The organism is Mesorhizobium sp. M8A.F.Ca.ET.057.01.1.1 (assembly GCF_003952565.1).
Taxonomy (GTDB): domain Bacteria; phylum Pseudomonadota; class Alphaproteobacteria; order Rhizobiales; family Rhizobiaceae; genus Mesorhizobium.
The window spans coordinates 1,507,335-1,520,572 of the sequence record NZ_CP034454.1 but is presented as its reverse complement, the minus strand read 5'-3'; the positions used below and the strand labels follow the sequence as shown (position 1 = coordinate 1,520,572).

Sequence of the window (13,238 nt, the reverse complement as noted above, 5' to 3'; positions counted from 1 at the left end):
GGGCGCCGCACCGCCGCGGCGCCCTTTTTGTTTGCGGAATCGTCCTACGCCGCGCTGCGCGCCAGCGCCCGCTGGTTGGACGCATAGATGGTGTCGCGTTCCGGCAGCGTGCCGGTCTTCAGGCACTCGATCCATTCGGCGGTCTTGAGCACGGCAGCGAAACGGGACTGCAGGATGATGCTCACCACGCGATGGATCTCCTCGGCCGAGGCATAACCGGCGGTGTTGGCGTAGGGCACCGAACCGGTTGCGTCGGACAGGAACTCGACCGCGAAACCCATAAGCACCGCGTGGATGATGGTCGACAGGTCGCAATTGTGCGTCATGTAACCGACGACCGCGATCGTATCGACGGCGTTGGCGCGCAGCCAGGCCTCTAGGTCGGTACCGGTAAAAGCGCTCGGCAAATTCTTTTCGACATAGTGGTCGCGACGACGCTTGGCGATCTCGGGATGCAGTTCGCCGCCATGGCTGCCCTTGGCGAAGATCGGCGACGTCTCGGGCGCCATCTGCTTGACGACCACCACCTTGATGCCGGCGGCGGCAGCGGCATCCATGGCGCGTGTCACGTTGACGACGCTGTCGCGGAACGGCGGATGCTGGATGGCCAGGTTGCCCCCGTCATAGTCGTTCTGGACGTCGATGACGACGAGCGCGCGGCGCGGCGCGGTGTTGGCTAGGTCAGACATGGTGTTTTCCTTCCGGCTTGAAAGCGACGGACCGAAAATAGGATGGTTGGCGGGCAGTCAAAAGTGGCCCGATTGACATCATTCGAAAGAATTGGGACAATCCGCATTCACACTGGAAAATCGCCTCATGACCGCTCCCATCATCGCCGTCCTCGCCTTCGACGGCATCAGCCCGTTCCATCTCTCCGTACCTTGCCTGGTGTTTGGCGCGGATCGCACCGGCCTTGGCCTGCCGCGCTTCGACTTCCGTGTCTGCGGCATCGAGGAAGGGCTGATCCGGACCGATGCCGGGCTGAGCATCCTGGTCCCGCACGGGCTTGCCGCGCTCGAGGACGCCGATATGGTCATCATCCCGAGCTGGAAGGATCTCGAGGCGCCTTTGGCCAAACCGCTCGAGGACGCGCTCGGCCGCGTCCACCGGCGCGGCGCGCTGATCGTGGGCCTGTGTCTCGGCACCTTTGCCATCGCCGCCGCCGGCCTGCTTTCGGGCCGAAAAGCCACCACCCATTGGGCCTATACGGAGCAGTTGCGGGCTCTCCATCCGGACATTTCAGTCGATGCCGACGTGCTCTATGTCGATGATGGCGACATCGTCACCTCCGCCGGCGTCGCCGCCGGGCTCGACTGCTGCCTGCACATCGTGCGCGCCCGCTACGGCGCGGAGGCGGCGCTGCGGCTCGCCCGGCACGTCGTGCTTTCGCCGCACCGGCAGGGTGGACAGGCGCAGTTCATCGAACGCCCCGTGGCAAAAAGCGCCAAGGCCGACCGCTTCACCGGGGCGCTCGACGCGGTTCGCGCGACGCTTGGCGAAACACACAGCCTCGACAGCATCGCCGAAGCCGCCGGCCTGACGCGGCGCACCTTCACCCGGCGCTTCCAGAAATCGATCGGCACCAGTTTTGGCGACTGGCTGACCAGCCAGCGGATCGAACTGGCGCAGCGCTTGCTGGAAGCGACGGAGAAATCGATGGATATGGTCGCCTTCGAGGCCGGCTTCGGCAGCGCCACCTCGCTGCGCCAGCATTTTTCGGCGCGCCTCAGGACCTCGCCTGCGCAGTATCGGCGCGAGTTTTCCAGGCGAGCCGGCCGGGACGAGCGGGTGACGCAGACTCTGTCATCTTGAGAACGGCGAAGGGCGCCGCATCGCTGCGACGCCCCCAGCATTTCAACTCTCTCCGGTCAGGCAACGTCTTCCGGCGATGGCGCCCGTTTGCGGCCAGTGACCATGGCGCGAACCAGATTCTCATTATGGCGCAGGCTGGCCAGCAACACGCCGCAGACATGAAGCCCGACGAGCACGAGAATTCCATTGCCCAGGATCTTGTGCGTGTTCTCCACCCAGGCGACGCCCCACCAGGCATCCGTGGTTTGCATCCAGCCGGTAAGTGCAATCCCTGCCACGCAAGCCAGAAGAGCCAGCACCATGGCGCCGCCGGCGGGGTTGTGACCGAGATAACGCCTTTCATCGCCATGCGCCACATCAGCGAGATATGAACTCACCACACGCGGCCCACGCACGAACTGACGGAAGCGCGTGTATCCGGACCCCGCCAAGCCGGCCATCAGACGCGAGGCAATCAGGACCCCAGCGCAATAGCCGGCCAGTTCATGCATCTTCCTGATTTCGCCGGAGGACAGCCACGCCACGGCAACGCACAGGACCAGTGACCAGTGAAAGAGGCGGACGTAGAGGCTCCAGACCTTGACCGAGGTTCCTCGTGTCGAAACGGTGGCGTCCATGGCGATCAACCGTCGTCGGAATCGGCACCGACCGACTCGAGCGTCTTGGGATTGAAGACGCCCTCCAGCTTCTTGCCGTTGGCATCGATCGCCTTGGCCTCGTAGCAGCCGTTTTCAGTCTTGATGCTGCGCACCTTCCAGCCTTCGCCTTCCAATTTCTTTTGCAGCGCCTCGCGCGGCTGCCACTGGGCGGTCGGCACATCGCATTTGTCGGCAGCAATGGCGGGCCCGGCAACAGCCATCGCCAGCGCGGTCAGGATCAAGGTCTTCATCTTGTTTCTCCATCGGCCAATTCCGATGCGGCGAACCCTGGCCGTGAAAGCTGACAGCCACCTGAACATCCATCTCATCGTCCAAAAGCCGCAGTTGGCTTTCATTCAGGTTCCTGTCAGCCTCGTGCCGCATGGAAGCGGTGTGTTGCCGACCACGGAGGCAAGGTGCGCGTTCTGCTGATCGAAGACGACGCGGTTCTGGGCGAGGCGGTGCGCGACCACATCGCCGCCGACGGCCATGCTGTGGACTGGAGCACGACGCTTGGCGATGCCGGCGGGCACGTTGATGTCGTCTCCTATGAGCTCGTCCTGCTCGACCTGCATCTGCCGGACGGCAAGGGTCTGGAATTCCTGAAAGCGCTGCGCCGCGGAGGCGCCGACACGCCAGTCATCATCCTGACCGCGCGCGACCAGCTCTCCGACCGTATAGCGGGGCTGAACGCCGGAGCCGACGACTATCTGGTCAAACCGTTCGATCTCGGCGAATTGTCCGCGCGCCTCGCCGCCGTCGCCCGCCGCTATGCGGGGAACCCGAACCCCTTGATCAGGCGCGGGCCGGTCGAAATCGACCAGGCCGCGCGCCGCGTCCTTGTGAACGGTACCGAAGCCACGCTGACATCCCGCGAATGGGCGGTGCTGGAGCAGTTCCTGCGGCGCCCGGGCATGACGGTCGGCAAGAACCAGATCGAGGATGCGCTCTATGCCTTCGGCGCGGAGATCGAAAGCAACACCGTCGAAGTCTATGTCAGCCGCCTGCGCAAGAAGATCGGGCGCGAGGCGCTCACCACCGTCAGGGGGCTGGGCTACCGCTTGGCGTCGCCATGAGAATCCTGGACAGCCTTTCCGGTCGGCTCGTCGCGTCGCTGCTTCTGGTCACGGTCATGTTCGGGCTGATTTCGGCAGCCACCGGGAGCATCACCCTGCACAGGGAGATCAACGAGGCCATGGATAGCTCGATGCAGGAAGCGGCACGCCGGCTGCTGCCGCTCGTCATCGACGATCTGTTCGGGCGCGACGTGTCACAGTCCCCCGCAAGCTGGCGGAGGCCGTGCCCGACGATGACGGCGGTCGCATGGTCTTTCAGGTTCGTGATGGCGCCGGGCGCGTGCTGATGCATTCCTACGGTGCCTCCGCCGAACCGTTGACCATCAAATTGGCGCAAGGTTTCTCGGAGGAAGCCGGCTGGCGCGTTTACACCGAGCCGGCAGTCAGCGGCACGGTCTTTGTTCAGGTCGCCGAACTCGACACGCGACGCAACGAGGAAACATTCGAAGCCGCGACCGGCTTCCTGGCGCCGATGGTCATCCTCATCCCGTTGAGCGCGGTCATTGCCTGGCTCGTCCTGGCGCGTTCGCTGAGGCCGATCGCAACGCTGCGCGGGCAGATCAGCGCCCGCCACGGTGACAATCTGGCGCCCATCCACACCGGCGAACTCCCCTCCGAGCTTGCCGCCATCGCCAAGTCCGTCAACAGCCTGATGCAGCGACTGAGCATCGCTCTCGACGCCGAGAAGGAGTTCACCACGAATGCGGCGCATGAGTTGCGCACGCCGATCGCCGGGGCGCTGGCCCAGACTGAACGCCTGATCGCTGAAACCACGGACGAAGCCGCCGGAAAACGCCCGCGCCAGATCAAGGCGGCCCTGACCGAACTCGCCGGCCTGTCCGAAAAATTGATGCAGTTGGCGCGTGCCGACGCAGGAATAGCGGTCGCCGGCAAGACAGCCGACATTATGGCTGTCGCCTCGCTGGTGGTCGCGGACTTCGAACAGCACAACCAATACAAGGGCCGCCTTTGTCTCGAAACACCGGCAAATGGGAAGGCCTATGCAGCTATCGACACCGATGCACTGGCAATTGTCTTGCGCAACCTCATCGAGAATGCCTTGCGACATGGTGCGGAAGGCGCGCATGTGGTGGTGCGCATAGGCGACGGCAGCCTTAGCGTGATCAATGATGGTCTGGTGGTTTCCGCCCCGAGCGGCCTCGTCAAACGGTTCGAACGCGGTGCAACACGTGCCGAGGGTTCCGGTCTCGGACTGGCGATCGTCAACAAAATCCTGCAGCAGATCGACGCGACGCTGGTCCTGAACTCGCCAGCAACCGGCCGGCGGGATGGCTTTGAAGCAACGATCCGGTTTCCCGTTGTGTAACGTCAACGACCCTTGACTGGTCGCGCCGGATTGCCGACCACCGTCGTGTTCGCCGCCACGTCGCGCGTCACCACCGCCCCGGCGCCCACTATGGCGCCCTCGCCGATGCTGACGCCGCCAAGGATGATCGCGCTGCCGCCGATCCAGGCATTGTCGCCGATCGTGACCGGCCTGGCTATCTCCAGTCCCGCCTGCCGGCCTGCCGGCTCCTTATGGTGCTCGGCACAATAGATCTGCACATTGGGGCCAAGCAGCGTCCCTTTGCCGATGCGCACCGAAGCGGTATCGAGGATGGTGCAGCCGGCATTGAGGAAGGCGCCGTCGCCGAGAAAGATGTTGAGGCCGTAGGCGCAATGGAAGGGCGCCTCGATCCGGGCGCCCTCGCCCACGCCGCCCAGCAGTGTCCGCAGGGCTGGCCCGAGGTTCCCGCGCTGACGGGGCGGCAGCGTATTGTGTTCGAACACGGCATCCGCGGCCACGGCGCGCAACGCGCCAAGATCCTCATCCAGGCACGTGTACCATTCGCCGGCCGCCATTTTCGCACGTTCGCTCTCAGCCATGGCAGTGCCTCCGTTTGACATCACTGCCAAAGCACAGTTGACCGAAACAGAAAAGCGCCGAGGCAAGGACCAAGCCGTGAGCCCATAATGGCCGAAAATTTGCGCGCCTTGCGGTCACCGTACGATCATGACCTTCGATTGGAAGCGGCCATTCGCGACCTGCTCCGGCGATGAAAATAGTTCAAGACCGCTGTCGATTTCCGGGTAACTCATTCGTCCTTCGATAGGAAGCCGAGGAAATTCGCCCAATCAAGTAAACGGATGCGATGACGATCACGATCACGGCGTTTGAACGATCGCCCGATGGCGGCAAGGGACTGGCGCGCGATACGCGCGTTCGCTGGGCGCTGGAAGAAGTGGGGCAGCCCTATGAGGTTCGTTTTGTTTCCTTCGCGGGGATGAAGGCGCCCGACCACCTGGCCATCAATCCCTTTGGCCAGATCCCCACCTATGAGGACGGCTCTCTCTCGCTGTTCGAGACCGGCTCGATCGTCTTTCATCTTGCCGAGCAGCATGCGGGCCTGTTGCCGAGGGAGCGCGATGCCCGCGCGCGTGCGATCACGTGGATGTTTGCCGCATTGAACACCATCGAGCCGCCAGTCCTCGAATTGACCACGGCAAGGATATTCGAAGCTGACAAGCCTTGGAGCGAGGAGCGCTTGCCGCTGGTAAAGGACCGTGTCCGCGCCCGGCTGGACAGGCTCTCGGCTCACCTGGGCGACGCCGACTGGCTCGACGATGCGTTCAGCGCCGGCGATCTATTGATGGTGTCGGTGCTGCTGAGACTGAGAATGTCAGGCATTCTGGACGAATACCAAAACCTGGCTGCTTATGTGGCGCGCGGGGAAGCACGGCCAGCTTATATCAGGGCTTTCGCCGCGCAATTTGCGGTCAACGCTCCATCAGCCAACTGAAACATTGGCTCATGGAGCCGAGCCTGTTCGCTCGGCGGTTCCATCTCGACCACATTTGCGCGCTCATGAGTCTACGGCCTAGCCAAATATCCGACCTATGGTAGCCTGCCGTCTCAGGGCCGTCCCGGCCCGGGATCGAGGGGGATCGACCATGCTCTACATTCTTGCACTTCTGATCGGCGTCATCGCCGGCCTGCGCGCGATGACGGCACCTGCCACCGTCGCCTGGGGCGCCTATCTCGGCTGGCTGCCGGTTGCCGGCACCTGGGCGAGTTTCATGAGCCATTGGGCGGCTGTCGGCATCTTCACCATCCTGGCCATCGTCGAACTGGTCACCGACCAGCTGCCGTCGACGCCAAGCCGCAAGGTGCCGCAACAGTTCGGCGCCCGCATCCTGCTCGGCGCCTTCTCTGGCGCAGTGATCGGCGCGACCGGCGGCGCCACCATCGTGTGCCTGATCGCCGGCGCCATCGGCGCGGTCATCGGCACGCTGGGTGGCGCCGAAGCGCGCGGCCGGCTGGCGGCCGCTTTCGGCAAGGACCCGCCCGCCGCCTTCATCGAGGATGCGGTGGCGATCATCGGCGGCCTTTTGATCGTGGCGGCAGTGGCATGACGGCCCAGACCTTGAACGCAAAGACCTTCGACGCCATCATCATCGGCGCCGGACAGGCCGGCACGCCGCTTGCAGGCCGGCTCAACGCGGCTGGCATGACGGTGGCGCTGATCGAGCGCAAGCTGGTCGGCGGCACCTGCGTCAACACCGGCTGCATCCCGACCAAGACGATGGTGGCAAGCGCCTATGCCGCGCATCTCGCTCGCCGCGCCGCCGACTATGGCGTGACCCTCGGCGGTCCGGTCGGTGTCGACTATAAGGCGATCAAGGCGCGCAAGGACAAGGTGTCGGGCGCCTCTCGCACCGGGCTCGAGACCTGGATCGCCGGCATGGACAAATGCACGCTCTATCGCGGCCATGCCCGCTTCGAATCCGCCAACACGGTGCGTGTCGGCGACGACCTTTTGACCGCACCAAGAATCTTCCTCAATACGGGTGGCCGCGCCTCGGTGCCGGACCTGCCCGGCATCCACGACATCGACTATCTGACCAACTCCTCGATGATGGATCTCGACGTTTTGCCGCGCCACCTGATCGTCGTCGGCGGCAGCTATATCTCGCTCGAATTTGCACAGATGTTCCGCCGCTTCGGCTCGGAAGTCACCGTCATCGAAAAAAGTCCTCGGCTCACCGGGCGTGAGGACGAGGACGTCTCGGCCGCCATCCTGTCGATCCTCGAAAACGAAGGCATCGCGGTTCACGTCGGCGCCGACGATATCGGCTTCGCAAGACAGGGCGGGGACATTGCCGTGACCTTCTCCGCCGGCAAGCCGCCGGCGGTCGGCTCGCATGTGCTGCTGGCGCTCGGCCGTGTTCCGAATACGGATGATCTCGATCTCGACAAGGCCGGCGTCGCGGTCGACCAGCGCGGCTTCATCGTCGTCGACGACCAGTTGCGCACCAATGTGCCCGGCATCTGGGCGATGGGCGACTGCAACGGCAAGGGCGCCTTCACCCACACCTCCTACAACGACTACGAGATCGTGGCCGCCAATCTGCTCGACAATGACCCACGGAGGATCAGCGACCGCATCGAGGCCTATGCGCTCTACATCGACCCGCCGCTCGGCCGCTGCGGCATGACCGAGACGGCGGTGAGGAAATCCGGACGCCGCGCGCTTGTTGGCCAGCGGCCGATGACGCGCGTCGGCCGCGCCGTCGAGAAAGGCGAGACGCAAGGCTTCATGAAGATCCTGGTCGACGCCGACACCAGGGAGATCCTCGGCTGCTCGGTGCTTGGCCCCGGCGGCGACGAGGCGGTGCATTGCGTGCTCGACCTGATGTACGCCAAGGCGCCGGTCGACACGCTGGCGCGCGCGATGCACATCCACCCGAATGTCTCGGAACTGCTGCCCACCATCGCCCAGGAGCTGAAGCCGCTGGCCTGAGCCACTCTCGTCAAGCTCCCGACTTTCTGCATTGCTGCATTGCGGCAATAGACGTTGTGCCCAGTGGGGATCCTCGCGCAGTCTGAAATTGAACCGATTCAGTCTGGACCTCTCATGCCTTTGCCGATCCTTGCGCTTGCCATTGCGTCCTTCTGCATCGGCACCACTGAATTCGTCATCATGGGGCTGCTGCCGGAGGTCGCCGCCGATCTCGGCGTGACGATCCCGGCCGCCGGCCTGCTGGTCACCGGCTATGCGCTGGGCGTCGTCTTCGGCGCGCCGATCGTCGCCATGGCCACCGCGCATCTGCCGCGCAAGCCCGTGCTGGTGGGGCTGGCCGCTTTGTTCGTGGTCGGCAATCTCTTCTGCGCCATCGCGCCAAATTACTGGCTGCTGATGGCCGCGCGCGTCGTCACCGCTTTCGGCCACGGCGCCTTCTTCGGCATCGGCTCGGTCGTCGCGGCAAGCCTGGTGCCGCGCAACAAGCGCGCCAGCGCCATCGCGCTGATGTTCGCGGGCCTGACGCTCGCCAACATCCTCGGCGTTCCGGCCGGCACCGCGCTCGGCGAAGCCTTCGGCTGGCGGGCCACCTTCCTGGCCGTGGTCGGCATAGGCCTGATCTCGGTCGCGGCCATCGCCTGGCTGGTGCCGTCCGACGTCACGGAACCGAGCGGCGGGGGTCTACGCGCCGAAGTCCGCGTGCTCGGCAAGCTGCAAGTATGGCTGGCGATGCTGATCGCGGCGCTGACCTCGGCCAGCCTGTTCGCCGTCTTCACCTATATCAAACCCTACCTCACCGACGTGTCGGGCCTGTCGACCGCGGCGGTCACCTGGGTGCTTTTGCTGTTCGGCGCCGGCATGACCATCGGCAACATAATCGGCGGCAGGCTGGCCGACTGGAAACTGATGCCGACGGTGATCGGCACGCTGCTGCTAATGGCCCTGCTGTTCGTCGGCTTCATGCAGTTCGGCGCCATCGCCAGCGTCGCCATCGGCATCGTCTTCCTGTGGGGCCTGCTCATCTTCGTCGTCGTGCCGCCGCTGCAGATCCGTGTCGTCGAGGCGGCGTCCGAAGGACCCAACCTCGCCGCCACGCTGAACCAGGGCGCCTTCAATGTCGGCAATGCCGGCGGCGCCTGGATCGGCGGCGTGGCGCTGTCCGCAGGCGTTTCCTATGCCAATTTGCCGGTGGTCGGCGCGGTGCTCGCCCTGCTGGCGGTTGGCGTGGCGGTGCTGTCGCAGGCGCTGGACAGGCGCGCGCCGGTCGCCGCCCTCCAGCCTGCCGCCGAATAGCTGCCTGTCGCCCAGAAGTGCGCAGCGGTTTTGGGACAACGACATGCGGCAAGGCAAAAGACTACCATTGCGCCATAGCGCGGCGGGCTGGACCAATCGACATCGGCACCTTCAAATGGGCATGTCTTCTCGCTCTTGATGGAGAACGTCATGCAGAAATCGATCGAACGCATCGCCGGCGACAGCGACGGCGTTTCCTACGAATTCCCCGTGTTTCGCTTCGCAGGTAGCGACAAGGCGGCCCCTTCGGCCTATCTGCAGGCGGCACTCCATGCCGAAGAATTGCCTGGCGTCGTCGCCATCGATGCATTGATGCCGATGCTCAACAAGGCCGAGGCGGAAGGTCGCATCACAGGCGACATCACCATCGTGCCCTGGGCCAACCCGATCGGCCGCGCGCAATATCATTTCGGCGAGCACCAGGGCCGCTTTCATCTGGGCACCCGCACCAACTTCAACCGCGGCTTTCCGCTGCTGGCCGCGCCCGAGGCCAGGCTTTTGCCGGATGCCACGTTTGGCGGCGCCGATCAGCGGCTGAAGTCGCGCCTGGTGCAGCTTTCGCTCGGCCACGACATCGTGCTCGACCTGCACTGCGACGACGAGGCCCTAGCCTATCTCTACGTCCACACCAGCCTGTGGCCAGCCATGGCCGATTGCGCCGCCGCCATGGGTGTCGATGCCGTCGTGCTGTGGAGCGAGGACGCCGACGGCACTTTCGAGGGTGCCTCGATCATGCCCTACCAGACCGCATCAGCCGATGTGGCGAAGTTCGACAGGCGCGTCGCCACCACCGTCGAATATCGCGGCATCCTCGATGTCGACGGCGCCGTGGCCAAGGCCGACGCCGAAGGCCTCTACCGGCTGCTCGCGGTGCGCGGCGTGATATCCGACGCCACGCTCCCCGCAACCGGCCCGTTCAAGGGTGTCGCGGCGCCGCTGGAAAACATCGACATGATGCCCGCACCCCGTGCCGGTGCCGTCCTCTATGACGTGAAGCCCGGCGACCGCGTGTCCAAGGGCGCTCGTCTCGCCACCATCGTCCACGCACCGGGCGAAGCCGATGGCCGCACCGAAGTGTTCGCGCCGCAGGATGGCATCATCCTGACGCGGCGCTCGCGCCGCATCATCCGCGCCGGCGAGGACCTGTTGAAACTGGTCGGCGACAGGAAGAGCAGCGACGCCAGGTCGGGCACGCTGGAGGACTGAGCCTCCGTCGAATCCAGTTGCGCCGCCGCCCAATCGCCGCTAATGGAATCGCCATGAACATGCGTTCGACCAAGACCATTTGGTGGTGGGCCTGCTGACAGCGGCCTGTTCGAACGCGTGCGCGTGAAAAGAGAGGTGGCCGCAACGGAATGTCCGGGCGGCCATTTGTTTTTTAAGCCATTCCCGGGTCCGTTGCCCAAGTAGCTGATGGAGACGGCAATGACGTTGAAGGTTCTGGAAAACGGCGCTGAAAGCTTCGTGACGGCGGGTGGCATCACCATCACCCGCGAGCGCCACGACCGGCCCTATGAAGGGGCGATCGACACTTATGTCGATGGGCTGAATTCGCGCCGGGGCGCGGTGTTTTCCTCGAATTACGAATATCCTGGCCGCTATACGCGCTGGGATACGGCCATCATCGATCCGCCGCTGGTCATTTCTGCGCGCGGCCGTGCCATGCGCATCGAGGCGTTGAACGGCCGTGGCGAGGCGCTGTTGCCGGTCATCGGCAGGACGCTCGGCGGTCTCTCCGAGGTCACGATCGCCGATATCTCGAAAAAGCTGATCCGCCTCGACGTCGCCAAGCCCGGCCGTGTCTTCACCGAGGAGGAACGCAGCCGCGTTCCCTCGGTCTTCACCGTGCTGCGCGCCATCACCGCTCTGTTCAAGACGGCCGAAGATGCCAATCTCGGCCTCTACGGCGCTTTCGGCTACGACCTCGCCTTCCAGTTCGACCCGGTCGACCACACGCTCGTTCGGAAGGAAAGCCAACGCGACCTGGTGCTGTTCCTGCCCGACGAGATCCTGGTCGTCGACCATTATTCGGCCAAGGCCTGGACCGACCGCTATGACTATGCGGGCGAAGGTTTCTCGACCGAAGGTCTGCCCCGCGACCAGATCGCCGAGCCGTTCAAGACCGCCGATCGCATCCCGCCGCGCGGCGACCATGAGCCCGGCGAATACGCCAATCTGGTGCGCCGGGCGATGGACTCTTTCAAGCGCGGCGACCTGTTCGAGGTCGTCCCCGGCCAGATGTTCTACGAGCGCTGCGAGACGCAGCCATCCGAGATTTCGCGCAAGCTGAAGTCCATCAACCCGTCGCCCTATTCCTTCTTCATCAATCTGGGCGAGAACGAATACCTGATCGGCGCGTCGCCGGAGATGTTCGTGCGCGTCAACGGCCGCCGCGTCGAGACCTGCCCGATCTCCGGCACCATCAAGCGCGGCGACGATGCCATTTCGGACTCCGAGCAGATCATCAAACTGCTCAACTCGAAGAAGGATGAATCCGAGCTGACCATGTGCTCGGACGTCGACCGCAACGACAAGTCGCGGGTCTGCGATCCAGGTTCGGTGCGCGTCATCGGCCGCCGCCAGATCGAGATGTATTCGCGCCTGATCCATACGGTCGATCACATCGAGGGGCGGTTGCGCGAGGGCATGGACGCTTTCGATGCGTTTCTCTCGCACGCCTGGGCGGTCACCGTCACCGGCGCGCCGAAACTGTGGGCCATGCGCTTCATCGAGCAGAACGAGAAGAGCCCGCGCGCCTGGTATGGCGGGGCCATCGGCATGGTCAACTTCAACGGCGACATGAACACCGGCCTGACCTTGCGCACCATCCGCATCAAGGACGGCATCGCCGAGGTGCGCGCCGGCGCTACATTGCTCTTCGACAGCATTCCCGAGGAAGAAGAAGCCGAAACCGAACTGAAGGCATCCGCCATGCTCTCCGCCATCCGCGACGCCAAGACGGGCAATTCGACCAGCACCGAACGCGCATCCGCGCGCGTTGGCGACGGCGTCAACATCCTTTTGGTCGACCACGAGGACTCCTTCGTCCACACGCTGGCCAACTACTTCCGCCAGACCGGCGCCAATGTCTCGACCGTGCGCACGCCGGTGCCGGAGGAAGTCTTCGACCGGCTGAAGCCCGACCTCGTCGTGCTGTCGCCCGGACCCGGCACGCCCAAGGATTTCGACTGCGCGGCGACCATCAGACGAGCGCGCGCCCGCGAGCTGCCGATCTTCGGCGTCTGCCTTGGCCTGCAGGCACTGGCCGAGGCCTATGGCGGCGAACTCAGGCAGTTGCACATTCCCATGCACGGCAAGCCGTCGCGCATCCGCGTCTCGAAGCCGGGTGTCATCTTCTCCGGCCTGCCGAAGGAAGTCACCGTCGGCCGCTACCACTCGATCTTTGCCGATCCGGTGCGCCTGCCGGATGATTTCATGGTGACCGCCGAGACCGAGGACGGCGTCATCATGGCCTTCGAGCACCGCAAGGAGCCGATCGCCGCGGTGCAGTTCCACCCGGAATCGATCATGACGCTCGGCCACAATGCCGGCATGCGCATCATCGAGAACATCGTCGCCCATTTGCCGCGCAAGGCCAAGGAAAAGGCAGCCTGACG

At 64.5% G+C, this 13,238-nt stretch carries 14 protein-coding genes; 10 read left to right on the top strand and 4 right to left on the bottom strand.

Annotated features, from left to right (window positions below; all coding sequences use genetic code 11):
• Window positions 1-44 precede the first annotated feature (44 nt).
• On the bottom strand, window positions 45-689 hold the full coding sequence (locus EJ077_RS06765) for a cysteine hydrolase family protein (RefSeq protein WP_208700638.1): 645 nt from the start codon (window positions 687-689) through the stop codon (window positions 45-47).
• A 127-nt stretch (window positions 690-816) separates the two neighbouring features.
• Here EJ077_RS06765 and EJ077_RS06760 point away from each other — a divergent pair, with 127 nt between their 5' ends.
• The gene (locus tag EJ077_RS06760) at window positions 817-1,812 is read left to right on the top strand and encodes a GlxA family transcriptional regulator (RefSeq protein ID WP_208700636.1); all 996 of its coding nucleotides are present in this window, start codon (window positions 817-819) and stop codon (window positions 1,810-1,812) included.
• A 56-nt stretch (window positions 1,813-1,868) separates the two neighbouring features.
• Here EJ077_RS06760 and EJ077_RS06755 read toward each other — a convergent pair whose 3' ends face one another.
• Window positions 1,869-2,429, bottom strand: a complete 561-nt coding sequence (locus EJ077_RS06755; RefSeq protein WP_208700634.1) for a cytochrome b/b6 domain-containing protein — start codon at window positions 2,427-2,429, stop codon at window positions 1,869-1,871.
• A 5-nt stretch (window positions 2,430-2,434) separates the two neighbouring features.
• Complete coding sequence (locus EJ077_RS06750) at window positions 2,435-2,701, bottom strand: PepSY domain-containing protein (RefSeq protein ID WP_208700633.1); 267 nt, start codon at window positions 2,699-2,701, stop codon at window positions 2,435-2,437.
• Between the two features lie 165 nt (window positions 2,702-2,866).
• Between EJ077_RS06750 and EJ077_RS06745 the strand changes: the two genes are divergently transcribed.
• From EJ077_RS06745 to EJ077_RS06740, 3 genes are read left to right on the top strand one after another with little or no spacing between them, the layout of a single operon-like run.
• Window positions 2,867-3,526 (top strand): response regulator transcription factor, encoded by a 660-nt coding sequence (locus tag EJ077_RS06745; RefSeq protein ID WP_208700631.1) that lies wholly within the window; start codon window positions 2,867-2,869, stop codon window positions 3,524-3,526.
• Window positions 3,523-3,813 (top strand): hypothetical protein, encoded by a 291-nt coding sequence (locus EJ077_RS31895; RefSeq protein WP_245458657.1) that lies wholly within the window; start codon window positions 3,523-3,525, stop codon window positions 3,811-3,813. The genes EJ077_RS06745 and EJ077_RS31895 overlap by 4 nt, the downstream gene beginning before the upstream one ends.
• The gene (locus EJ077_RS06740; RefSeq protein WP_245458656.1) at window positions 3,774-4,853 is read left to right on the top strand and encodes an ATP-binding protein; all 1,080 of its coding nucleotides are present in this window, start codon (window positions 3,774-3,776) and stop codon (window positions 4,851-4,853) included. Before EJ077_RS31895 ends, EJ077_RS06740 begins: the two co-directional genes overlap by 40 nt.
• A 2-nt stretch (window positions 4,854-4,855) precedes the next feature.
• On the opposite strand, the gene EJ077_RS06735 is transcribed toward EJ077_RS06740, so the two are convergent.
• Entirely contained in the window at window positions 4,856-5,413 is a 558-nt protein-coding gene (locus EJ077_RS06735) for a sugar O-acetyltransferase (protein ID WP_208700629.1), read from the bottom strand.
• Between the two features lie 266 nt (window positions 5,414-5,679).
• Between EJ077_RS06735 and EJ077_RS06730 the strand changes: the two genes are divergently transcribed.
• From EJ077_RS06730 to EJ077_RS06705, 6 genes are all read left to right on the top strand, one after another.
• Window positions 5,680-6,327, top strand: coding sequence for a glutathione S-transferase family protein (locus EJ077_RS06730; protein ID WP_208700627.1), 648 nt, complete (start codon window positions 5,680-5,682; stop codon window positions 6,325-6,327).
• Between the two features lie 151 nt (window positions 6,328-6,478).
• Window positions 6,479-6,940, top strand: coding sequence for a DUF4126 domain-containing protein (locus tag EJ077_RS06725; RefSeq protein WP_208700625.1), 462 nt, complete (start codon window positions 6,479-6,481; stop codon window positions 6,938-6,940).
• 11 nt (window positions 6,941-6,951) lie between these two features.
• A complete protein-coding gene (locus EJ077_RS06720; protein ID WP_208702924.1) occupies window positions 6,952-8,328 on the top strand; it encodes an FAD-containing oxidoreductase in 1,377 nt (458 codons plus the stop codon).
• A 114-nt stretch (window positions 8,329-8,442) separates the two neighbouring features.
• Window positions 8,443-9,621, top strand: coding sequence for an MFS transporter (locus tag EJ077_RS06715; RefSeq protein WP_208700624.1), 1,179 nt, complete (start codon window positions 8,443-8,445; stop codon window positions 9,619-9,621).
• Window positions 9,622-9,771: 150 nt separating this feature from the next.
• Complete coding sequence (locus tag EJ077_RS06710; RefSeq protein ID WP_208700622.1) at window positions 9,772-10,827, top strand: succinylglutamate desuccinylase/aspartoacylase domain-containing protein; 1,056 nt, start codon at window positions 9,772-9,774, stop codon at window positions 10,825-10,827.
• Window positions 10,828-11,046: 219 nt separating this feature from the next.
• Window positions 11,047-13,236, top strand: a complete 2,190-nt coding sequence (locus tag EJ077_RS06705) for an anthranilate synthase (RefSeq protein WP_208700620.1) — start codon at window positions 11,047-11,049, stop codon at window positions 13,234-13,236.
• Window positions 13,237-13,238 lie beyond the last annotated feature (2 nt).